Origin of the sequence: Paenibacillus sp. JQZ6Y-1, assembly GCF_040719145.1 — a bacterium.
Lineage (GTDB): Bacteria > Bacillota > Bacilli > Paenibacillales > Paenibacillaceae > Saccharibacillus > Saccharibacillus kandeliae.
In genome coordinates, this window is the sequence record NZ_JBFDUZ010000001.1 from 2,191,356 (window position 1) to 2,213,959 (window position 22,604).

General features: G+C 46.1%; 18 protein-coding genes. 7 read left to right on the forward strand and 11 right to left on the reverse strand.

The annotated features are described in order from the left end of the window. Positions 1-36: 36 nt before the first annotated feature. From ABXR35_RS09315 to ABXR35_RS09340, 6 genes are all read right to left on the reverse strand, one after another. Positions 37-936 carry an ABC transporter permease gene (locus ABXR35_RS09315; RefSeq protein WP_367061314.1) on the reverse strand — a complete coding sequence of 300 codons (900 nt, stop codon included), beginning with the start codon at positions 934-936 and terminating at the stop codon, positions 37-39. 75 nt (positions 937-1,011) lie between these two features. Beyond that, positions 1,012-1,980 (reverse strand): oligopeptide ABC transporter permease, encoded by a 969-nt coding sequence (gene opp4B, locus ABXR35_RS09320; RefSeq protein WP_367058610.1) that lies wholly within the window; start codon positions 1,978-1,980, stop codon positions 1,012-1,014. 19 nt (positions 1,981-1,999) lie between these two features. Then, positions 2,000-2,926, reverse strand: a complete 927-nt coding sequence (locus tag ABXR35_RS09325; protein WP_367058613.1) for an ABC transporter ATP-binding protein — start codon at positions 2,924-2,926, stop codon at positions 2,000-2,002. Beyond that, on the reverse strand, positions 2,904-3,935 hold the full coding sequence (locus ABXR35_RS09330; RefSeq protein WP_367058616.1) for an ABC transporter ATP-binding protein: 1,032 nt from the start codon (positions 3,933-3,935) through the stop codon (positions 2,904-2,906). The genes ABXR35_RS09325 and ABXR35_RS09330 overlap by 23 nt, the downstream gene beginning before the upstream one ends. Before the next feature lie 192 nt (positions 3,936-4,127). Next, positions 4,128-5,102, reverse strand: coding sequence for an aromatic acid exporter family protein (locus ABXR35_RS09335; protein ID WP_367058619.1), 975 nt, complete (start codon positions 5,100-5,102; stop codon positions 4,128-4,130). A gap of 582 nt (positions 5,103-5,684) precedes the next feature. Beyond that, the gene (locus ABXR35_RS09340) at positions 5,685-7,202 is read right to left on the reverse strand and encodes a carboxypeptidase M32 (RefSeq protein ID WP_367058621.1); all 1,518 of its coding nucleotides are present in this window, start codon (positions 7,200-7,202) and stop codon (positions 5,685-5,687) included. 328 nt (positions 7,203-7,530) lie between these two features. On the opposite strand from ABXR35_RS09340, the gene ABXR35_RS09345 reads away from it, so the two are divergent. The 7 genes from ABXR35_RS09345 (at position 7,531) to ABXR35_RS09375 (ending at position 15,249) form a co-directional block, all read left to right on the forward strand. Beyond that, positions 7,531-8,109 (forward strand): beta-class carbonic anhydrase, encoded by a 579-nt coding sequence (locus tag ABXR35_RS09345; protein WP_367058624.1) that lies wholly within the window; start codon positions 7,531-7,533, stop codon positions 8,107-8,109. A gap of 510 nt (positions 8,110-8,619) precedes the next feature. Further along, positions 8,620-9,183 (forward strand): PadR family transcriptional regulator, encoded by a 564-nt coding sequence (locus tag ABXR35_RS09350; protein ID WP_367058627.1) that lies wholly within the window; start codon positions 8,620-8,622, stop codon positions 9,181-9,183. 100 nt (positions 9,184-9,283) lie between these two features. Further along, positions 9,284-9,724 carry a hypothetical protein gene (locus tag ABXR35_RS09355; RefSeq protein ID WP_367058630.1) on the forward strand — a complete coding sequence of 147 codons (441 nt, stop codon included), beginning with the start codon at positions 9,284-9,286 and terminating at the stop codon, positions 9,722-9,724. A gap of 5 nt (positions 9,725-9,729) precedes the next feature. After that, positions 9,730-10,017, forward strand: coding sequence for a YxcD family protein (locus ABXR35_RS09360; RefSeq protein ID WP_367058633.1), 288 nt, complete (start codon positions 9,730-9,732; stop codon positions 10,015-10,017). Positions 10,018-10,375: 358 nt separating this feature from the next. Beyond that, entirely contained in the window at positions 10,376-11,815 is a 1,440-nt protein-coding gene (locus ABXR35_RS09365; RefSeq protein ID WP_367058636.1) for a 6-phospho-beta-glucosidase, read from the forward strand. A 376-nt stretch (positions 11,816-12,191) separates the two neighbouring features. After that, a complete protein-coding gene (gene licT, locus ABXR35_RS09370; RefSeq protein WP_367058639.1) occupies positions 12,192-13,025 on the forward strand; it encodes a BglG family transcription antiterminator LicT in 834 nt (277 codons plus the stop codon). Between the two features lie 301 nt (positions 13,026-13,326). Continuing rightward, positions 13,327-15,249: a beta-glucoside-specific PTS transporter subunit IIABC gene (locus ABXR35_RS09375; protein WP_367058642.1), complete on the forward strand. Its 1,923-nt coding sequence runs from the start codon at positions 13,327-13,329 to the stop codon at positions 15,247-15,249. A gap of 184 nt (positions 15,250-15,433) precedes the next feature. Here ABXR35_RS09375 and ABXR35_RS09380 read toward each other — a convergent pair whose 3' ends face one another. The 5 genes from ABXR35_RS09380 to ABXR35_RS09400 all read right to left on the reverse strand — a co-directional run bounded on the left by ABXR35_RS09380 (position 15,434) and on the right by ABXR35_RS09400 (position 22,598). Next, entirely contained in the window at positions 15,434-16,588 is a 1,155-nt protein-coding gene (locus ABXR35_RS09380; protein ID WP_367058644.1) for a PP2C family protein-serine/threonine phosphatase, read from the reverse strand. Between the two features lie 226 nt (positions 16,589-16,814). Beyond that, the gene (locus ABXR35_RS09385; protein WP_367058647.1) at positions 16,815-17,711 is read right to left on the reverse strand and encodes a PhzF family phenazine biosynthesis protein; all 897 of its coding nucleotides are present in this window, start codon (positions 17,709-17,711) and stop codon (positions 16,815-16,817) included. Between the two features lie 224 nt (positions 17,712-17,935). Continuing rightward, positions 17,936-19,957 (reverse strand): HD domain-containing phosphohydrolase, encoded by a 2,022-nt coding sequence (locus ABXR35_RS09390; RefSeq protein WP_367058650.1) that lies wholly within the window; start codon positions 19,955-19,957, stop codon positions 17,936-17,938. Between the two features lie 64 nt (positions 19,958-20,021). After that, positions 20,022-20,333, reverse strand: a complete 312-nt coding sequence (locus ABXR35_RS09395; protein WP_367058652.1) for an STAS domain-containing protein — start codon at positions 20,331-20,333, stop codon at positions 20,022-20,024. Between the two features lie 6 nt (positions 20,334-20,339). After that, entirely contained in the window at positions 20,340-22,598 is a 2,259-nt protein-coding gene (locus ABXR35_RS09400) for a flagellar assembly protein A (protein WP_367058655.1), read from the reverse strand. Positions 22,599-22,604: the final 6 nt, after the last annotated feature.

Genomic DNA, 22,604 nt, shown 5'->3' on the forward strand with positions numbered 1-22,604 from the left:
CCTTCCTCCTCTTTTGATATGCATGCCTTACATTTATTATCCCAATCGCTGTCTGGCATCTGTCGCGCGCTTCAACGCTTGACCGATAAAGTTGATTGCCAGAATTAACACCAAAATCAGCAGCGATGCTGGTAACCACATCCACCAGTAATTCTGTAAAATATTCGGGTCTGTCGCATTACTGACGATCGTACCCAAACTCGGTGTTCCTTCTGGCAAACCAAAGCCCAGATAGGAAAGACCGGTCTCAATACCGATATTACCGGCAAGATTAAGCGTCATATTTACGATGACGATGGAGCTTAGATTGGGAAGAATGCCAAACGCGATAATTTTCCAGTTTGGCGTACCGAGCGTTTTGGAAGCCTGAACATAATCCAGTTCCCGCTCGGCCAGTACTTTGGCACGGATCAGCCTTGCTTTGCCGACCCACAGGAAGGCGGTCATAATCCAGATAAAAGCCCATATATCATACTTAGGTACAATCGTAACGAACACGATAACCAGCATCAGAAACGGCAGTACCAGAATGAAATCGATAAAACGCATAATCACGTTGTCGATCAAACCGCCGAAGAATCCGGCAATTAGACCGATGCTCAAACCAATCGCAGCAGCTAGCACCGTAATCATAAAGCCAATCGTAAATGAGTTACGCGCGCCGAGTACAACCTGACCAAAAATATCACGACCAGCAAGGTCAGTACCCAGCCAATGATCCGCGCTCGGTGCCGCTTTGATCGACATCAGATCGACTTTGGTCACTGTCGCCTGATCAATAAAGAAAGTAGATCCATAAATAAAGACCAAAAACAGAGCCAAAAATACTAATGAAATTAAAGCCAGCTTATCCTTGATCAATTCTCGTGCAAGGATTGACCAGCTGGACGGTGACTTTTGAATCGTTTCAGCAGGAGCAAATGTTTCTGCACGCATTCCCATACTCAGTCTCTTCCTCCGTTCATATTCAGATACCGGAACCGAAGGTCCGGGTACGGCGATCTTCGCGTTTTAGCTAATCCGAATACGCGGATCGACCCAGCTCAGAATAATATCCGACAACAATGTACCGACAAGTGCCAGCAAACCGGAGATCATAACGAGTGCCGTAACGACAGAGAAGTCACGCTGTGTAATGGATTGTAGGAATAGTTGTCCCAGCCCCGGATAACCGAAGATGGATTCGATAAACAGGTTACCAGCAAGTACTGCTGTCAGATCATAGCCCAAAAATGCAGCAATCGGCAGCAGGGAGTTACGCAGGATGTGGCGGGAATAGACTTTGGATTCCGGCACCCCTTTGGAACGTGCGGTTTTTACAAAATCTTTGAGTCGAGTATCAATAACTTCATTGCGCAAATATTGAATCGTTGCGGTTGTACTGACAAAGGCACCGGCAAACGCAGGTAGAATCATATGATAGATTCGGTTAGCGAAATAATCCCATGTGCCTGGCTGCATCCCCGGATCAATACTACCACTGGTCGGGAACCAGCCTAACTGGAAGCCGAAGACAAACACGACAACGAGCGCAAAGATAAATAATGGTGTGGCAAAGCTTAAATACGTATAGCCGGTAATCGTCTTATCCAGCAGACTGTTCTGATAACGTCCACTGAGAATACCGAGCGGAATCGAAATAATATAAGTAAGGATAAGAATAGCTACTCCGAGATAAAAGGTATTCGCAAGACGGCTGCCGATCAAATATGTCACATCGACTTTGTGCACATACGATACACCCAGATCTCCTTTGAACAAATTGCCGATCCAGCGTGCATACTGCACCGTTGCCGGATCATTGAGCCCAAGCCGTTCGCGCTGCTCGGCGATCATTTGCGGACTCAGGTTTGGATTGTTTTGAATCAATCCGGTCAATGCGTCCCCCGGCATCGCTTTTGCCAGAAAAAATACCAGTACACTGAGCACGAACAACTGGGGAATCATGATCAGAATACGGCGAAGCGTAAATTTCCACATTACTTATGTCCCCCTTACGTTACGGTAGTGCTACCTTGTGTGATGAACTGATAGTTTTCAGTGCAAGCGGTTTGCCTTCCGCATCAAGCAGCTGTTTGAGATCTTCCTGATAGGACGACATAATATTCTGGCGCAGTCTGGCACTTTCCTGACGCTGCTCTGGGTCAATATTCGGAATCGCCGAGATCAAGCGTTTCGTATAAATATGCTGCGGATTTTCGTAAATATCTTCAGTATTGCCCTGTTCGACCAATCGACCGCGATACATAATACCGATCTCGTCACACATATGACGAACGATACCGAGATCATGACTGATAAATAGGTAGGTGAGCTTGAATTCTTTTTGAATTTCCTTCATAAAGTTCAGCACCTGTGCCTGTACGGACACATCAAGCGCAGACACCGGCTCATCGGCAATGATTAGCTTCGGATTCAGCGTTAGAGCTCTGGCAATTCCAATCCGTTGGCGCTGACCACCGGAAAATTCATGCGGATACTTGAATGCTGCTTCCGGGTTCAAACCAACACGCTCTAGCAAATCCTGAATACGGCGACGCTCTTCGTCAGGCGTCAGCTTTTCAAAGTTACGCAGCGGTTCAGCGACAATATCCAGCACGCGTTTTCTGCCATTTAGCGAGGAATACGGATCTTGGAAAATCATCTGAATATCACGGCGCAGCGGATGCTGATTTTTGTGAGCGATGCTGGTCAAATCCTGACCTTCAAAGGAAACGGTACCGTCTGTAATTTTGTTTAAACCAATAATGGCGCGACCCGTCGTGGTCTTGCCGCAGCCGGATTCACCGACCAGTCCATATGTAGTGCCCGGTTCGATACTGATGGACAATCCGTCCACCGCCTTGACTTGGCTTACCACACGTTGGAAAAAGCCGCCTCTGATCGGGTAATGCACTTTCAAATTATTGAGTTCCAGCAATGCCATCCAGTACGTGCTCCTTTCCTTCATCTTCAAAATGAAAATGCTGATAGCAAGTGCAGCGCACCCAATGCTGTGGACTAACCTCATTCAAGGTCGGATTGTCAGCATGCGCTGTCTGCGGAATCCACGGAATGCGCTCAGAGAAGCGGCATGTACCACGCGGAATATTTTGCAGTGAAGGAACGCGTCCCTGAATGACGTGTAGGCTTTCCTGTCCGGCGTTAGCGCCAGGCATAGATGCCAGTAGGGAACGGGTATACGGATGAAGCGGATTACGAAATAGGTCGTTTACATTGGCAATTTCTACGATTTCTCCTGCATACATAACAACAACACGATCTGCCATCTCTGCCACAACACCAAGGTCATGGGTGATGAGCACGATACCAGCTTCTGTCTCTGCCTGCAATTGCTTCAGCAGGTCCAGAATTTGCGACTGGATCGTTACATCCAGCGCCGTTGTTGGCTCATCCGCGATAATTAGCGATGGACGACATGCGATCGCAATAGCGATCATAATGCGCTGTCTCATCCCGCCGGACAGTTCATGCGGATATTGATTGTACACACGCTGCGGGTCAACAATATTGACATGTTCAAGCAGCTCAATCACGAGTTTGGTCTTTTCCTTTTTTGATAACGAAGTGTGATAATCCAGATTCTCTTCAATCTGTTTACCAATCGTCATCAGCGGATTAAGCGCAGTGAGCGGGTCCTGAAAAATCATCCCGATCTCCGAACCGCGAATTTTGTTCATCTGTCCAGGTGACAGCTTGTTCAGGTCTTGTCCCTTAAATTGAAGTTCACCTTGGATACGCGTATTTTTGCTATCGTGCAACCGTGTCAGAGAAAGTGCCAACGCACTTTTTCCGCAACCGGATTCCCCGACAATAGCCAAAACCTCGTTCTTGTTAATCGTCAAATCAAGCTGGTCGACAGCGGGATAATGATGATCCCTGATCCGAAAAGACACCGTCAGACCCTTGATTTCCAATACCGGTTCTGTGTTCAAAATTCTGGTTGCCCCCTCATCTCAAACTTTAACGCAATGTAAACAAACCTCGTAAGATTGTTATCATTTTATATTCATAATCTTCCACAGGTCAATAAAATTTATCTTTTTTCCAATTTGGTTGAAAGATTTTAGCAAAAAAGCTATCACCTGCTGTTATAAAGGTGATAGCTTCTGCCTATAGTCTTATCCTTATTTTACCTTATTATCCTGAGTTAGCAAGGGGTTTCTGCCTTTATCCCGCTTTGAAATTTTCAAATATTGATCCAGCTCGCGGCAAAGCTGCAATGTAGCGGAATGAACTTCAAAATCTTCACGCGTATCTGGCAGATCCAGCTTCACAAATGTCTGCTGAAACGCAATCAGCATCTTTTCTGTTTTGCCAGTGTAATAGGGAGCCTTTACATCTTCAGCCAACTGCTCGAAGATCGCTCCCATCTGCTCGGCATTCGGCATTTTACAATATAGCTGCGAAACCAGCTGCATCATCGTTTGAATAGAATCCAAATGCTGCCTGCGCATATGGAAGTAAACAACCCATGATTCGTCGGGATGCCAAAACTGATTTTCCAGCTCACGGCGGGCAACGACCAGCCCTTGCTCCGCTTTACGCGTCGCTTCGATCACTTCGTTACCATCCCACACATACGCCGGATGTTCCAGCGTACGTCCGATCTGGGCAAACATCGCTGACATTAACTCATGGATCTCCATACGAATCGTATTCAGCTTTGAATGCGGATTCGGCATATAGACGAGGTTAACAATCGCCGCAGCGCCAAGACCGATTAACAGCAACTCTACCTCTACCAGCAGCGCGTGCATCGTCAGCAGTCCACCGTTGTAAATGTGTACCACCACAACGGAGCTGGTCACAATCCCGCCGCTGAAGCGCGCCTTTGTAATCAACGGAAAAGCAATCAGAATATACAATGCGAATACCCAATGTTCAAACCCGAACACGGAAAATAGCACAAACGCACAAGTCATACCAATCAGCGAAGCAAAAAAACGCGCCGAAATCGTCATCAGACTGCGTTTGCGCGTCACATCTACCCCCAGTATAGCGAGCAGTGCCGCCGACATTGCGCTGGGCACTCCCAGTGCGCTGGCTACCACAACAGCCAGCAATGCAGCAATGGCGGTCTTGATCACGCGAAAACCCATTTGTTGTTCTCTCCTTACCCTATCGCTCTCTTTATCTATCTCTTTGTTATATGAATGTTTTTATCCTACTCCATTTTGCCCAGCAGGACAACGTGAAAATATGGACAACTTCAATTTTCAGCAGCTTTTCGACAGAAATTCAGCAAATAACGAACGGGGATCGCATCGTTCGCTTTTAAACCTTGAAAAATCGATATACAATCAGCCAATTTCACCTTTATTTTAATGCCTAAATCGTGTCCCACCCATAGACATTGAATTCACTTTCTACTATTAATAATAGACTAGCAATTTTTCCAGTAACCATTTCTTTTATGCTAATAATTCCATATTTCTGTTTGAGATCCGTTATCATAGCTGCATAACAATAAAAAATCAGACATAACAATTAAAAAAGAGTGATTATCCTCATACTAATCGGGGACAATCACTCTTCTTCACTTATCTTCATCTAACTGTTGTCTCCAATGATAACTAGGAAAGAAAACAGCCTCTTTCATCATCCGCCGCATATTCCTGCTTTTCATGAAGGAATACCCAACCGTACGTTTTACTATGTCATAATCTCATGCTATATCGTAATTACAGGCTATAAATATCTGTATACTTCTGTTCCAGATAATCTGCCAGATAATCCGGGTTCAGTTCTTCGCCCGTAATATCGCGAATCAATTCAAACGGCGTTCTGCTTTTTCCAAAGCGATAGATTTTGTCAGTCAGCCATTCTTTGATCGGCAATAGATTGCCAGCTGCGATCCACTCTTCAAACTGAGGCAGTTCTTGGCGCATTGTATTCGTGATCTGGGCTGCATACATATTCCCCAGCGAATAGGAAGCAAAATAACCAAAGTCTCCGCCTGACCAGTGCACATCCTGCAATACGCCAAGTGCATTCGTTGGCGGTGTAATATTGAGATATTCCTCATACTTGCCATTCCAGACCTTCGGCAGATCAGCTACCGCTAGGTCTTCGTTGAACAGCATTTTCTCAATCTCATAACGAATAATAATATGCAGATTATACGTCAATTCATCCGCCTCAATACGAATCAGCGAATTCTCCACCCGATTCGCGGCACGGTAAAATTGCTCCTGATCCACATCGGCAAGCTGCTCTGGGAACAACTTCTGTAACTTGTCATAATACTGATCCCAGAATACACGACTACGACCAACAACATTCTCCCAAAAACGGGATTGCGATTCATGAATCCCCATGGATGTACCCGTAGCAAGTGGTGTACCGACCAGATCGGTAGAAATGTTCTGCTCATACAGCGCATGTCCACCCTCATGCAGTGAACTAAAAATCGCGCTGAGCAGATCATCCCCGTAATAGTGCGTCGTAATACGTACATCGCCGGGATTCAGCCCAGTCGCAAACGGATGCTCGCTCTCATCCAGACGACCAGCATCAAAGTCATAACCCATTTCTTTGAGCAAAAAGTGACTGATCTCTTCTTGCTTTTGCAGATCATAATGTTGCTTGAGGAAATCATGTTCCGGCGTATAACCAGACTGCTGAATCTTTTGCAGCAAAGGCACCAGACGTGACTTCAAACGATCAAATACTGCATCTAGCTTGGATACTGCCATATCTGGCTCAAACATATCCAGCAGGGTATCATACCGCGTATCTTTGGCACCCCAATAACCGATAAATTCACGCTTCATATCCACGATCTCAGTTAGCAGTGGTGCAAAGCCTTCGAAATCATTATTATGCTTGGCGTCTTCCCACACTGTTTGCGCATGCGTCGTTAGACTAGCATACTTTTGAAAACGTTCTGGTGGAATTTGGCGATTGCGATCATACTCATCCTTGCATTCCTTGACCGAACGACGATCATTATCGCTCAGCTGCTCGGATATTTCGGTACGGGACAAAAATTCCACATATTCGCCCATCTCATCTGAGATCGACAGCTTAAATGCTTCCGTAGCAAGCACGCCGATCGTATTCGCACGCATCTCAGCGCCTTTACGCGGCGCACCAGTACGCAAATCCCAGCCTAGTAGAGCGAGAGCTTCATTGTAACTACTGATTTTGCGGACAAGCTGCTGGAACGATTCTAGTACCTGTTGTACATTTTGATCCATAACCAAGGTCTCCTTTTGTAGATGGGATAGGATGCAACGTAATCCTGCTGCACATTCATTATGCTCAACTCTTACACAAACAACAAGATTTTGAGCAGCAAATCATGGTTCCTGCTTGATGATCTGTTTGGCGCACATTATAATCAATGTTACATACACTATTCTTTAGCCGTCAAGATGGAGCTGTCGGTTTCATGACTATGCAGAAGAATATTAGATTTTACATGTTCACTTTGGGTATTTATTCATTCTTCTGACTACTGTGAATAAATATCAACAAAAGTGAATATAAATACAATTAGATTCGCATTGTTTAGGAGGAGATCACATGGATTCATTGTCAAAAATCATGCAGTTTAACGAAGAGTTTGTATCCAGCAAACAATACGAGGAGTACAGTTCTAGTCCGTTTCCAGATAAAAAGCTTGTCATCGTTACGTGTATGGATACCCGTCTCACCGAGCTGCTGCCACGCGCGATGAATATTCGTAACGGCGATGCTAAAATCATCAAAAATGCCGGTGCAGTTATTTCCCACCCGTACGGTAGTGTTATGCGTAGCGTACTGGTTGCATTGTATGAACTGCAAGCGGAAGAAGTTATCGTATGCGGTCACTATGGTTGTGGCATGGCTGCACTGAATGCTGATCATATGATTAATGAGATCAAAGAGCGCGGCGTTTCTCCAACTGTACTGTCAACTTTAGAACATTCTGGAATTGATTTAAAAAGTTGGTTGCAAGGGTTTGGTAACGAAAAGAACGGGGTAATCAATAGCGTGGATATCATTAAGAATCATCCATTACTTCCCCCCCATGTACCAGTGCACGGCATGATCATTGATCCCTCGACAGGTCAATTGGAATTGCTTGTGAACGGGTACGCCCAGCAAGAAACTTCCATTTAGCGGACGGATTTAACGGCTTCCTACATAATCTTCATTACGGAAGAAGCCGCCCATACCGCCAGGACACGAAGCATGCTTCGTGTCCTTTTTATTTTATCTGCGAACTAGGCTGTTCGGTCTTTATAAAAAAATACATAAAAACCATACACATTTTTGAATCTTTTTAAGAATGTTTACGTATTATATATTGTGTATCGTTTATTTACTCTCAGCAGCCGTTTTATAGATATGTGGCTGTCAGCTGAAGCATAACGCCCGTAACAACCATGCAGCGGATTGGCCGATCCTTTTACCTGCTGGAGTTTATTTCTGTACGGGTGCACAGTTGAACAGCTTACATTCGTTGTGACTTTTGATCTGTAATTATGAAAATTGTTTGTCTATTTCCCTTTATTTTTGTGTACTTTCCCGTATTTTGTCGGCACCTTTCTTGCGAAAGCATACAGTTGTAGTGTACACTTTATCTTAAATCGGCCGATTTGTTGCTTGATAGATAGGAGAGACTGCCTTATGAATACGCTATCGTATGGTTTACTTGCATTGCTTGCCCGCAAGCGTTCTTCCGGTTATGACCTGATGCTCAGAATCCAGCCTTTCTGGCAGGCTAAGCATAGTCAAATTTACCCACTGTTGTCCCGTATGGAGGAGCAAGAATTGCTCACTGCCGAATGGGTCAAACAAACGGATAAGCCGGACAAAAAGATTTATGCTATCACCCCGACAGGTGAACAAAAGCTTCAGGAATGGATTCAACTGCCCGCCGGAGAACCGGTTACACGCGATGAACTTGTACTGAAAGCATTCTGTCTGTGGATCACGGATCGCGATACCGCTATCTCGCTATTCCGTAAGCGTTCCATTTTCTATCAGGAACAAATTCACTATTTTGAGCAGGCGATTCACAAAATGGCGGACGAGAGCCATCATTTCGGTTCTCCTGATTTTGGACTGTACATTCTTCGTCAAAAAGCGCTTGGTACAGCCCGTTCGAACATGGAATGGACAACCTGGGTTATTGATACGCTCAAACATTCAACTCCATCCGAAGCAACAACGGAACCTCAACACCATTAATTGGCTTTATTTATAAGAAAAGATTGAAACGCCTAGGCTTCCTGTTCGTATACCATTAGAAGCACCAAAAATTCAACTTACCAGAGGGAGCATACAGATAATGAAAAAAGTGCTTATGGTCTTCATGGCATTTACGTTATTTTTCGCTTCGCTTGGCGTTGCCAGTGATGCGGATGCAAGACGCGGTGGCGGCGGATTCAAATCTCAGCCTAAATCGTACACAACCACACCGAACCGTGCGGACAATAACAGCGGCAGCGTGAACAGTACAAACCGTTCCGGTGCTAACAACAGCTCGACAGCCGGAACTACTGGCAAACGTGGATTTTTCAGTGGCGGTAGCTTCTTTACCGGTCTGATGGTCGGCGGTCTGGCAGGCATGCTGTTTGGCGGCATGTTTGCAAATATGGGCTTTATGGGCGATTTCCTTGGTCTGCTCGTAAACCTGGCAGCTATTTATGTACTCTTTATTGCAGCTCGCGGCATTTATCGTATGATTCGTCAGCGTAAAAAACCAGCTGACCCTTACGACAGACGATAATGGCAATGACGCTGAGCATGGACGAGATTATTAATGCAGTATGCTTGAACATCGCTGAACGTAAAGGCATCAAGCCTACGGACGTGACGGTTCAACTGGCATGGGAAGAAGATACCGGCTATACTGCGGAAGTCTGGTCACTGGGACGCAGCCAGTACCTGATCGAAAGTAATCTCTACGAAGCCATTCTGCGTTACATGTTTTCCGAATACAATGCGAGAGTATTTCGTGAACAGGTGGAATTGATTTTGAATGAAGATGCCGAGGAGATTCAGGCAATCATTCGTGATTGATGCACGATCCGTCCTGATTATGGATCGATACCTGTGCAGACTATTAGATCCTGCTTGTATCGTATCCGTTATCTAATCACTGGACGTACTAACGACTGAAAACAAACCCTGTCCTATTGCAGACACCTGCGATGGAGACAGGGTTTTTGGTGTTTATGTATTCTTGTTGACAAGACACTCGTCGCTTGTTAGAGTTTTAGTGACAAATACATTCACTTTAGGGATGTTACCTGCGGGGCATAACCTGAACAAAATCGGCAGCCAATGAGCTATCATGCGCCGATCTTGTTCAGGTTTTCTTTTTTTCTCCCCCTCCTCCCTTCGACTCTCACTCATTCACTACGGAAGGAGATTTACCATGTCCAATTTTACATTTCCCGAAAACTTTTTGTGGGGTGGCGCCATTGCCGCGAATCAGGCAGAAGGTGCTTACCTTGACGGTGGCAAAGGCTTAACACTCGTTGATCTGCTTCCTACGGGTGACAAGCGCCGCGATATTATGAAAGGCTATGTGCCGGGCTTGACTCCGCTGGAAGGTGAATTTTATCCATCACACGAGGCGATTGATTTCTACCACCGTTACAAAGAAGATATTGCCCTGTTTGCGGAAATGGGCTTCAAATCACTTCGGATCTCCATCTCTTGGGCACGGATCTATCCAACAGGTGAGGATGCACAACCGAATGAGCAAGGATTGCAATTTTACGATGATCTGTTTGACGAATTGCTGCGCAATGGCATTGAGCCGATTGTTACGCTAGCGCATTTTGATGTTCCGGTAGCATTGATCGAGAAATATGGCAGCTGGCGCAGTCGTGAGCTGGTAGGTCTGTTTGAAACGTATTCTCGTACGGTGTTGGAACGCTATAAAGACAAGGTTAAATACTGGATGACCTTTAACGAGATCAATATGCTGCTGCATCTGCCGTTTCTCGGTGCAGGCTTGACATTCGGTGAAGGCGATAATGTAAAACAGATTCAGTATCAGGCGGCGCATCATCAGCTGGTTGCTAGCGCACTGGCAGTCAAAGCATGTCATGAGCTGATTCCAAACGGTCAGATCGGCTGTATGCTGGCAGCGGGTAGCTTTTACCCGTATACCTGTAATCCAGAGGATATTTATCAAGGTATGGAAAAGGACCGCGAATCGTACTTCTTTATCGATGTGCAGTCACGCGGGGAATATCCAGGTTATGCACATCGCTTCTTCCGCGATCATAATCTGCATATTGAGATGCAGGATGGCGATGCTGAATTGCTCAAACAGCATACAGTCGATTATATTGGCTTTAGCTATTATTCCAGTCGCACAACAAGTACAGATCCAGAAGTGATCAAAAACATGACCTCTGGCAATGTATTTGGCTCGGTTGCTAACCCTTATTTAGAAAAATCGGAATGGGGCTGGACAATCGATCCGAAAGGCTTCCGCATTACTGCCAACCAGCTGCATGATCGGTATCAAAAACCGTTGTTTGTAGTGGAAAATGGTCTAGGGGCAGCCGATCAGCCGGAACAAGACGGCGATGTAAACGACGATTATCGAATTGATTATTTACAGCGTCATATTGCCGAAATGGGCGAAGCAATACAAGATGGTGTTCCAATTATCGGCTATACGAGCTGGGGACCGATTGATATTGTCAGCGCATCGTCGGGTGAGATGCGTAAACGTTATGGTTATATTTATGTGGATCGCGACAACGAAGGCAACGGAACACTCGCACGTAGCAAAAAGAAAAGCTTTGACTGGTACAAAAAAGTGATTGCTAGTCGTGGTAGCGATCTGGGACTGTAAGTATTCCTATAGGCAACAAAGTCGAATCAGAATGTGCGAACAGTCTATAGGGCTGTAAGCGCATATTCTGATTCTTTTTTACGTCATGGAAGCGTTGACAGGAGAAGACGTTGCGGCTACACTAAACCTAACATTATAAATAACATCATTGTTCATACTGGATTAGGATTGTTACTGGTCTGCAGGCAAAACCTAAGCCGCCAAATAAAGGAAGACTATTCCGTCTCTCCTATTTTGTCGTGCTTCGGTTTTTTTGTATTGGAACAAGGAACAGATGAACGATGCGACGCAATCGCGTAAAACGCAGGTTATATTGTGCATGATAGGTTTTGTTGTGCATAATAAGCTTGTCAGGTATGTAGATCGGGGGATCGATATGAAAATTGCAAAGGTGATCAACAATAACGTAATCAGCGTCTTTCAAGCAGATGGCACAGAGTTGGTTGTGATGGGTCGGGGCATCGCTTTTAAAAAAAAGCCCGGCGATGAGGTGGAACAACGTAATATCCAGAAAGTATTTGCCCTGAAAAATAAAAAGGCTTCCGATAACTTCAAAATGCTGCTGCGTGAAGTTCCGATTGAGCTGATTGTTATCGTGGAGGAGATCATTTCCTACAGTCGTCAGATCCTCGGCAAGACGCTCAATGAGAATATCTATGTCTCGCTCACTGATCATATGAATTTTGCCATTGAACGGCATCAGCAAGGTCTAGAGATTAGAAATGTGCTGCTATGGGAGATCAAGCAGCTGTATCGTGAGGAGTTTGGCATCGGTTTGCGAATGTTGGAGCAGATCAAGGACAAAATGCAGATTGAGCTGCCAGAAGATGAAGCGGCATTTATTGCTATACATATCATCAATGCCGAGATGAATGAGGATGTTCGCACGACAATGAATATTACACGCTTTATGCATAGCATCATCAATATCGTCAAATACCATTTTAAAACAGAGTTTGAAGAGGATTCATTGAATTATTTTCGCTTTATCACCCATCTCAAGTTTTTCGCTCAACGGATTATGCATAAGACGCATTATGACAATAACTACGATCATTTGTATGGGATGATCAAGGAACAGCATCGAGATGCAGCAGCATGTACAGAAAAGATTCGACTATTCGTGCAAAAGGAATATGAGCACGAGCTGACGAATGAGGAAATGCTCTATCTGACCGTGCATATTCAGCGCATTGTTAGCCGTAATTAACGGTCAATTAATCTTCTACCCTATACTAGATCACCATTGCTGGCATTCATCATATGTATACAAGAACATAAGAGAATACAAGCAGTATACTTTAAACGTGGATTTTAAAATGTATGCGTTGACAAAAGCATGAAAGCGTTATATCTTAAAAGTATAAATCACATATAACCCGACTCGGATTGTTACTGGTTGAGCAGGCAAAACCTGGGTCATGCTAAACGGCAAGGACGTTATTTCGTTACGTTGTCCTCCGTTTGTCATGGCTCAGGTTTTTTATTGCCAAAAAATGGAGGTATGGAGTATGAATTACGAAAATCTGGCAAAAGAAATACTGAAAGGCGTCGGCGGAGAGCGCAATGTATCGTCGCTCGTTCACTGTGCAACACGGCTTCGTTTTACACTCAAGGATCAGTCCAAAGCAGACAAAGTCGGCTTGGAGAAAACCGATGGTGTCATCACAGTCAAGGAAAGCGGGGGTCAATTTCAGGTCGTGATCGGCAATACAGTCCCAGAGGTATACGAGGCGATTGGTCGTGTATCGGGAATTCTGAATGATGACAAAAAAGAAGATAAAACCGCAACTGCCAAAAAAGGCTTCGGCAGCATTGTGGATGTGATCTCCAGTATCTTCGCCCCACTGCTTGGTGTGATGGCAGGTGCAGGTATTCTGAAAGGGCTACTGCTTATTGCTAGCAATGCTGGATGGCTGGACACGAAGGAAACCACGTACATCATCTTGATGGCGACCGCAGACAGTTTGTTTTATTTCCTGCCACTGCTGCTGGCAGTAACAACGGCTCGCAAATTTGGCGGCAATACGTTTACTGCACTGACGGTAGCCGGAGCGCTCGTCTATCCGTCCATTATTGAATTGAAGACAGCAGGCACAGAGACAAGCTTTTTCGGAATTCCGGTTATTATGATGAGCTACTCCTCCACTGTCATTCCAATCATCTTGGCAGTCATTGTTATGAGCAAGCTTGAGAAGTTCTGTAACCGTCATATTCATGAAAGTGTCAAAAACTTCGTCACTCCACTCATCTCGCTCGTAGTGATGGTGCCGCTGACGTTGATCGTATTTGGTCCATTTGGCGTGTATGTTGGTAACGTGATTGCCACCTCGCTGGTTGCTGCCTTCGGCTTTAGCCCTTTGATCGCTGGAGCCATTATGGGTGCTTGCTGGCAGCTGTTCGTGATCTTCGGTGTACACTGGGGTCTGGTGCCGATCTTTATCAACAATATCGCGGTACACGGTCGCGACGGCATCAAGCCTGCGGCAGCAGCTTCTGTATTTGCCCAGACTGGTGCAGCCTTCGGCGTTATGCTGAAAACGAAAAATAAAAAACTCAAAACACTCGCTGGCTCTGCCACTCTCTCCGCTTTGTTCGGTATTACCGAGCCAGCGGTATACGGAGTAACATTGCCGCTCAAGCGTCCATTTATTGCTGGTATTATCGGCGGTGCAGTCGGCGGTGCGATTATCGGTCAGGCTGGTACGCAAGCCTTTGCTTCCGGCGCACCCGGATTGCTGACGCTGCCTATCTTTTACGGACCAGGTGGTCAAGGCTTCCCTGGCTTGATTATGGGGATTATCGCTTCGTTCCTTATTTCCGCAACCTTGACGTATGTGATGGGCTTCAAAGATCCGGTTGAAGAAACGCCAGTCGAAGCAACACCTGCTTCAACTCCAAACACAACGGCTAAAGTGAACGAAAAAGTTCTGAACCCGGTTGCTGGTCATGTGATTCCACTAACGGAAGTACCTGATCCTGCATTTGCTTCGGAAGCGATGGGTAAAGGTATTGCGATTGAGCCTTCTAATGGACGGGTCGTGTCTCCCTTCAACGGTACAATCACGGTCGCTTTTAAAAAGAAACATGCACTGGCGATCGTGTCTGATCACGGGGTAGAGATTCTGGTTCACGTTGGTATTGATACAGTTCGTTTGGAAGGCAAGCCATTCACACTGCATGTGCAGGAGGGTGATGTCGTTAAAGCGGGTCAACTGCTATTGGAAATGGATTTGCAGCAAATTCGAGATGCCGGGTGTCCAACGGTTACGCCGATTATTGTAACGAACACATTTGATTATGCGGATGTGCTGCCATTGCAGCAGGGTGTAGTAGAGGAACAGGTGGAACTGCTTAGCGTGATAGCACCACAGCCCGATTCACAGCCGAATGCAGCCGTTCCAGTGGGTCAAGCTAAAGAGGTGCTTTTGTAATATGCTATGTGGTTGGGATTGGGTTGAATGTTTCAGATACCACTAACCAAAATGACAATGATCAAGACAGGTACAGAGATATGGTGTTCTGTACAAATCTACCTCTACTCATAACAAAACGACGGTATGGTGCAAATTCGCTCCATCCCGTCGTTTTATTTATCTAGTCTACAGGTTCGTTCACTTATTGAGCCGAGTCACTCGGCAGCTGCTGCAAGTTGACCGACACAATACATACATCCTCCTGCTGACGATGCAAGCGGGTCAGTTTGGCAAGAAATGCTTCATTGTCCTGATACAGCAGACTTTGCGCGTATTGTTCCAATTCGTCAATGACCGACTTCGGATTTGTACCTGGACGAGTAATCAGACCGTTCGTATATAGTACGATGCGTGCAGCGTCCTCATATTCTACAACATGCGTATCGGTGCTCATATCATGCTTCATACCGATCGGCTCCGTTGTTACTGTCAGACGTACCGGATCTTTGCCCTCAGCTAGTAGCAAGCCTTGCGCATGACCAGCGTTGAAGTATTCAATCTGCTTCTGCTCTAGATCGACCATCATATAGATGGCGGTAAAATAAACGGCACGACGCATTTTGCCAAACAATGTGCGCATTTGCCGATTCAACTCAGCGCAGACTTCCTTCGGACGACGATAAATGCCAACGATGCCATCGAGCAAGGAACGAATCGACATGCTAATCAGTGCCGCCGAGATGCCGCTACCGGATACGTCGATCAGCAGCACACCATATTGCTTCTCGTTAAAGTTTTTCCAGTAAAACATATCGCCAGATACATCAGACGATTGAATATAGCTACTACGGATATTGATACCAGGTTCTGTCAATGATGGAGTAAGCACGCTGTTTTGCAAGTGACGGGCGAGCTGAAGATCCTTTTGCATACGGGACTCCCACTCTTTACGTGCATCGGTTTCCTTTTTCAAACGAAGCGCAGATTGTACGCGTGCCAGCAGCTCGTATTCTGGACCGCCCTTTTCGATAAAGTCCATGCCACCTGCATTAAAGGCTTCTTTAAAATGCACTCGATCCGCAGTCAGGAAAATAATCGGCAAATCCTGATACACGGGCATCGACTTAATCAGCTTACATGCTGCAATGCCATCGACTTCGGGCATAACGATATCGAGCAAAATCAGATCAATCGAAGCTGGCTTACGCGGTGCTTGACCGTCATACACACCTAGCAATTGATATGCTTCCTGTGCCGAGCCAGCAGTAATCACATCTTCATAACCAGCTGTTTTCAGTATATTTTCAATAAAAGCAAGGTTTAACTTGGAATCATCCACTATCAGTATGCTGCTCATCGGGTATTCCTCCTGAAAATGAAAAGGTATACCTCTTTTTCGTCAAAATGTGCAAAAGATGTAATAGCGATTCAGTTAGCCGTTAAGATATTTTAGGAATATCGCAAAAAAAAGGACAAGGTTGGTATGCCTTGTCCTTTTGCTATACGTATGCAGATGAGTGGATTGGTGATCAGTAGAAATGGATCGGTTACACTCTTTTATAGAAAGTTGATAAAAAAGTTACTTATAGCTCCATTACACCGCGCAGCGATACGACAGCAGAGCCTGCCATACGCACAATTGCGGATGCTCCGGTAGGCTCAACCGTCGCATACAATGTACCGCCGCGACCGATCATATCACCTTGGCGAATTTCGATCAACGATGGTTGCTGCTGATCAATCAAGCCATTCAGATATAAATACGCCATCAATGCTCCATTGGCTGAACCAGTCACAGGGTCCTCTGCAATACCAATCGCTGGTGCAAAGTCACGCGTATAGATCTGGCTGTGCTGCTCTGCTGTACCTGTAAACAGATGCGTCGTAATGACGCCCAATTCGCGGTTATATTGCGCCAAGTCATTCAGATCGGGCTTTGCTTCATCAATGGCTGCACGATGGATAACAGGTACAAGCAAATGCCAGTTACCAGTATAGCCTAATTGAATCGGATAGGTCGTATCTAGCTGTTGAACCGGAATACCAATGCCGCGACTCAGTCGTTCTACATCAATCTCTGGCTGGCGGATCGCAGGTGCTGCCTGTGTCATTTCTACCTGTGTAACTTGTCCATCCTGCTTGATCCAGCGCACCGGAATGATTCCAATATTCGTTTGCAGCTTGACGCCATCGTCCAATTGCGCTACTCCAGGCTCTGTCGCCAGAATCCATGAAATCCCTACAGTCGCATGACCGCAAAAATCCACCTCATTGCTCGGCGTAAAATAACGGACCCGATAATCTGCCGCTGCATCTTCTGCTGGCAGCAAAAATACCGTTTCCGACAAATTCAATTCATTAGCAATCTGTTGCATCTGTTGTTCATCTAAATGTGCGCCATCCAGTACAACTCCGGCTGGATTACCACCAAATTTGGTTGTTGTAAAGGCATCCACATGATATACGCGTATCGATTTCATCTCTGTCTCTCCTTGGTATTCCATAAACATTGCTATCTGTTAGCGATCATTTGTTGTACTTTAACATTTATACATCATTACGCAGCAACCGTAAAACAGATAAAACCGATAACCGTCATCGGAAAATCTGAAATTCCGTTCTCTAAGGAGAATAGGTTGACTGCTCCTAAACAGCAAATGGTTATTATCTCACCAAAAAAGCCGACCGCCTGCCATCATGACAGTCAGCCAGCTTCTTCAGCACTTAAATAAAATTCCAACAAAATCGCCGTACCTTCTGGACTTGTATGCAGCATCACTCGATCAGCCGACACATACATCAAGGCAAAGCCTTTACCTAACGAGCTTTTACTGCTGTACCCAGAAACAAGAATGGTTTTCGGCAATTCATGCAGCGGAATGCCAGAGCCATGGTCGGTGATATAAATTTGCAAACTACCCGACTTGCGGAATACCTCGATCTTCCCCTGCTGCGCATGTTTGATCAGATTGGTAACTCCTTCGGAAACGGCAAGCTTGATACTCATCAGCTTTTTGGGAAATTGCTGTCGGAGTAGATCGGGAACCTGTTCCACTACTAGCGTGCGGCTAGTCGATACATCTGCCCGTGTACGAATGTCCATGCCTGCTACTCGCTCACCAAGCTGACTCTCAATCTCCTGCTGTTGCAGGCAGATATCCATTTTGCTCTGAGACAGTGTACGAATGACATCACGGTACGAACTTAGCGTATTGTAATGCAATTCTTCCCGATATTGCAGAGCTGGTGTAATGTCAGTCAGCACGACCATCACCCGGGTATGCTCTGGATAAAAGTATGCTTCAAACGTATAGTCTTCTCCGGTGAGCACTTCATAAAAGCTCTCTGCCATCAGCAGCGCACGTTCCGCCAATCCCTCTGCCGCATGTACAATAACTTCGGGAATATCCTGTAATCCAGCACCAGATAGCTTGCCGTTTTCATCATACTTGAGCAGCCGCGTTCCCCCAGTAATGCTGGTCAGCTCCGGGCGCATCGTTTCATCTGGACGAATCACATACTCCAACTCCGCCGACATTTCGGCTTGTTTGTACAAGGTATGCTGTCGTAGCTCAGCAATCGTATCTCGATGTACGAGACGAACGAGCTGCGGGTCCAACTCCTTCCCCGCCATCTTTTCCAGCTGATGGAGCACATCTTCATCACTGGCATATTGACGAAGCAGATATTCCAGCTGGCTGCACAGATAGATAATCCGCGACTCATACGGAATATTCGCGCCCTGTAGCCCATCGGGGAAGCCTTTGCCATCGTACCGTTCATGATGATGCAAAATCCAAGTCGCTGCTTTTTTGTCACCTGTAATATTGCCGACGATTTCGGCACCTTTGAGTGGATGAGATTCGTATTCCTGCTGCTCGCTAAGTGATAATGCCCCGCGCTTGGTCAAAATATCAAGCGGCAACAGCATTTTACCTATATCATGTAGGGCGGCAATATTCGCTAGCTCTGGACGTTTCTTTTTCGGATAACCAAACTGCTCTAGAATCTGCTCGCAAATCATACCTACATTGCGACCATGCCCTTCTGCCTGATTCATAATCCGTAGTTCGCCAATACGGATAAATTCCTCTGTCCCTCGCCGACGCAGCTGAACCTGCTGAATATACCCATAGGAGAAAAAAACGATTAACAGCAAAAACAATAAAATATATACCGTCTCATACACCATATACCCCAGCGACAGATGGTGCAGGAAGTGCGGCACAATCACCGTACACAGTACAACCGGTACAGCCAATTCTTTGAGCTTGATCATGAGATTGTTACGCAGTGGAATGCCGCTAATCGTACGCGAGACACCTGCTGCCAGCGCAATATATAGAAGGCTGAAAACGAGCGTACCTACCGCCACCTGTGTATACAGCAATACATGACTGCCACTATCATTGTCCATCCACTCCATCACACGATGAGCAGCGTATAAACAGATGGTTAACTTCCCCTGCGCAGACAGTACGCGGAATCCGTTAATGTTCCGCCAGTGGAAATTCGCTTTGCGCCAGTGACTAACGATAGTACTCAGTGCAACACCCGCCAGTGCTGTGGTAGGACCGTATGCTAGCAGCAAAATCAGATACCCTGCCAGACTGCCGCTGTATTCCTCACCGCTTAATAAGCGAACAGGGAACAGATCCAGAATCACAATGAGCAGCAAAATTGGCAGTGTACTGGATAATAGCAAGCCGTCCATATCCCAGATCATATAAACAAAACTGCATATACCAATAATACTGAGCGGGAGGGTATATAGATTTTTCTCTTTCACGTTAGCGGAAAGCTTGCTTTCCTAGAATCTCGTCTAGCTGCAATAGTTCAAATACTTCCATCACTTCCGGCTGAATATGCTCCAGCCATACCACCCGCTCTTGCTCCTGCAAATCCTGCACCAGCTTAATCAGCAAACCAATCCCCGATGAATCAACAAACTGTACCTGTGCCAAATCCAGCACAACCGTCCCATAAGATTGCAACGCAGGTTCTAGTTGCTCCTCGATCAATTCCCCAGCATCAATATCAATATCGCCTTCGCAATATATGGTAATCTGCCCGTTCTTCTCTTCCAGTTGATAGGTGAACATGTCCAATCACTCCTCATGCCATACAAAATGTTGATTCCGATCCACACGCGCAAATATATGCTCCCGATCTTCGGTAAACTGATGAATCCGCTCACCGATCCGCAACGTTGTTCCGGCAAGTATACGTTTCACACGTACATAGCCGCCTTCTGCTACATGCAGCAGTGTCGTACCTGTTCCCGGTGAACCGGCTTCGTCGACCGTTATACTTTGTCCTGCGTAATACGTACCGCCACGCAATGAACCGCCAGATTGCAGCTGACCTTCACAATACAGATGGCTGTTATAGCAGCCTTTTTCTACGATAATATCACCGCCACAGCGGATCGTCGTATTTTGCACAAAATGAAACCGTGAGAAAATCTGTTCCATTGCAGGCAACACGACAACCGAATACAAATACCGAGTGCGTCGATTGAAACCTTCCAGATCATCCGCATTGCGGAAGTGACTCGATCCCTCGCTCAAAAAGCCGCGCTGCATTTCTTTGAAATAACGACCCCAGTCTTCACTCAATACCGATTTATACTGATCAGCGATCTTCTGCATCCGATTCATATGATCACGCATCCAGCGGAATCGTCCTTGAAATAGGACTTGAAACAGTGGAGCCAGACCTACATTCTCCACATCACTCAGCTTGAAGGCTGTTGCACTGCTCACCTGACGCACCGCCGCCTTCAGCAGCTCGGTCTGCTCTTCCATATACGTTAGCATCGGAGCAATCTGTCCATAAAATAGATACATTTGTCCGATCACAATGCGACTGCTGATCACATTGGCATTCACAATCAGTGATTGTCCAGCGATAATCTGTGCCATATTGACATTACTGCGGATATGAATATTGCCTTCGGCTTCCACCTGCATCGTATCCTGAACCGCACCGCTAATCTCTACATCACCGAGAAAATGAATATTGCCTGTGCTCAGATTCACATCGCCGCTATGCATCAGCTTCGGTACAATCGACAGCTTAATATTGTATCCTTGCTTGGTCTGACTCGGCATCCCCGGTCGCATTGCAATGGCACTCATTCGGTCAGTGGATAGCTCTACATCTTTGCCCGGAATAATTTGCACATTGCGCACAGGTGGAGCAGCAACGTTACGTCCATAAATATCCATGCCGTCTGTACCCGGTATAGCAGGCAATACGATACCAATAACCTCACCTTCATCCACTGCCGGAAATTCACGTGTTTCCCGATAATCAATCGTTCCATCATCACGCACCTTCGGCTGAACCTTGCGCGCCTCCGTATCAGTCTTAAACTCAAAAGAACCGTCTATCCCCGGAATCGGCAAACGTCCACTGGCAATCACAAACGTACCCGCTTCCGCTGTTTCACAAGCTAGTTGCAGCGCTTGAGCATTCACGCCATAGCTGATGTCTAGCTTGTTCAGCTGCTCTTGTACAGCCGTCACCTCAATCGGAATCAGCCGCTTATGATTTGTCACACGCAGCATCAAGCGAGCTTCTGGCGGGCTATCCAGCAGATTGCGCTGAATATGGCTCCCCGGCTCCACTTGAAGTCTGGCTGTCATCGCATCAGGATCAACCTGAATTTCCCAGACCGGCTCACGCAACTCCTCGGTCAGTATAACCTCGATATGATCCTGCTCGCTCACCTGTGCCGTCTGTCCAGCGAGTAAAGGTTGTCCATTGATCAGAATATCACCTGACTTAAAAGCATCCAGACGAGGAAGCACACCGCCGGGGAAGGTTTGAATCTGAATCTGATTGTTCGCGATCCAGATTTTGCCTTGCAGATCGGTGGTATTGGTGGCAAATGCTTTGAGATCATCATTCTGCTTGTTGGCAAACGAAGCAGCTGTCGCTTTTGCATCGTCTATTGCAGTTCCCACCTTGTTCCTACCCTCTTCTATTGGTACAGTTGGTTCCGATGACGGCATACTTGTCTGGAGCTGAGATATCTGTAGCGCAGAACCCGAAATATGTTCAGACACACGATCCATGCCCGGCAGTGACAGTGGACGTTCTAGCACTTCTGTTCCGGCAATCGTACGATGATCTGCACCTGTATAATTCGGATGGTTGTTAGTAGTAGTAGAGGCTTCGTTATCGTCGCGTACGAGTGTTACCTTCACAATAGCCGGACGAGCATGAAATCCGAGTACTCCTTTATTTTCTTCATCAATAATCTCAATACTGACATCCTGCTTGCTCACTTCCAACAATGCCAGTGCACGGTTTACAGCCTGTTCTACCGTTTTCCCTTTGGAGATTACGCTTCGTTCCATTCGTGT

What these genes read in the sequence shown, in the direction of transcription:
- ABXR35_RS09315 (WP_367061314.1), bottom strand. Translation starts at nt 936, where the DNA reads ATGCGTGCAGAAACATTTGCTCCTGCTGAAACGATTCAAAAGTCACCG.
- opp4B (WP_367058610.1), bottom strand. Translation starts at nt 1,980, where the DNA reads ATGTGGAAATTTACGCTTCGCCGTATTCTGATCATGATTCCCCAGTTG.
- ABXR35_RS09325 (WP_367058613.1), bottom strand. Translation starts at nt 2,926, where the DNA reads ATGGCATTGCTGGAACTCAATAATTTGAAAGTGCATTACCCGATCAGA.
- ABXR35_RS09335 (WP_367058619.1), bottom strand. Translation starts at nt 5,102, where the DNA reads ATGGGTTTTCGCGTGATCAAGACCGCCATTGCTGCATTGCTGGCTGTT.
- ABXR35_RS09340 (WP_367058621.1), bottom strand. Translation starts at nt 7,202, where the DNA reads ATGGATCAAAATGTACAACAGGTACTAGAATCGTTCCAGCAGCTTGTC.
- ABXR35_RS09345 (WP_367058624.1), top strand. Translation starts at nt 7,531, where the DNA reads ATGGATTCATTGTCAAAAATCATGCAGTTTAACGAAGAGTTTGTATCC.
- ABXR35_RS09350 (WP_367058627.1), top strand. Translation starts at nt 8,620, where the DNA reads ATGAATACGCTATCGTATGGTTTACTTGCATTGCTTGCCCGCAAGCGT.
- ABXR35_RS09355 (WP_367058630.1), top strand. Translation starts at nt 9,284, where the DNA reads ATGAAAAAAGTGCTTATGGTCTTCATGGCATTTACGTTATTTTTCGCT.
- ABXR35_RS09360 (WP_367058633.1), top strand. Translation starts at nt 9,730, where the DNA reads ATGACGCTGAGCATGGACGAGATTATTAATGCAGTATGCTTGAACATC.
- ABXR35_RS09365 (WP_367058636.1), top strand. Translation starts at nt 10,376, where the DNA reads ATGTCCAATTTTACATTTCCCGAAAACTTTTTGTGGGGTGGCGCCATT.
- licT (WP_367058639.1), top strand. Translation starts at nt 12,192, where the DNA reads ATGAAAATTGCAAAGGTGATCAACAATAACGTAATCAGCGTCTTTCAA.
- ABXR35_RS09375 (WP_367058642.1), top strand. Translation starts at nt 13,327, where the DNA reads ATGAATTACGAAAATCTGGCAAAAGAAATACTGAAAGGCGTCGGCGGA.
- ABXR35_RS09380 (WP_367058644.1), bottom strand. Translation starts at nt 16,588, where the DNA reads ATGAGCAGCATACTGATAGTGGATGATTCCAAGTTAAACCTTGCTTTT.
- ABXR35_RS09385 (WP_367058647.1), bottom strand. Translation starts at nt 17,711, where the DNA reads ATGAAATCGATACGCGTATATCATGTGGATGCCTTTACAACAACCAAA.
- ABXR35_RS09390 (WP_367058650.1), bottom strand. Translation starts at nt 19,957, where the DNA reads ATGATCTGGGATATGGACGGCTTGCTATTATCCAGTACACTGCCAATT.
- ABXR35_RS09395 (WP_367058652.1), bottom strand. Translation starts at nt 20,333, where the DNA reads ATGTTCACCTATCAACTGGAAGAGAAGAACGGGCAGATTACCATATAT.
- ABXR35_RS09400 (WP_367058655.1), bottom strand. Translation starts at nt 22,598, where the DNA reads ATGGAACGAAGCGTAATCTCCAAAGGGAAAACGGTAGAACAGGCTGTA.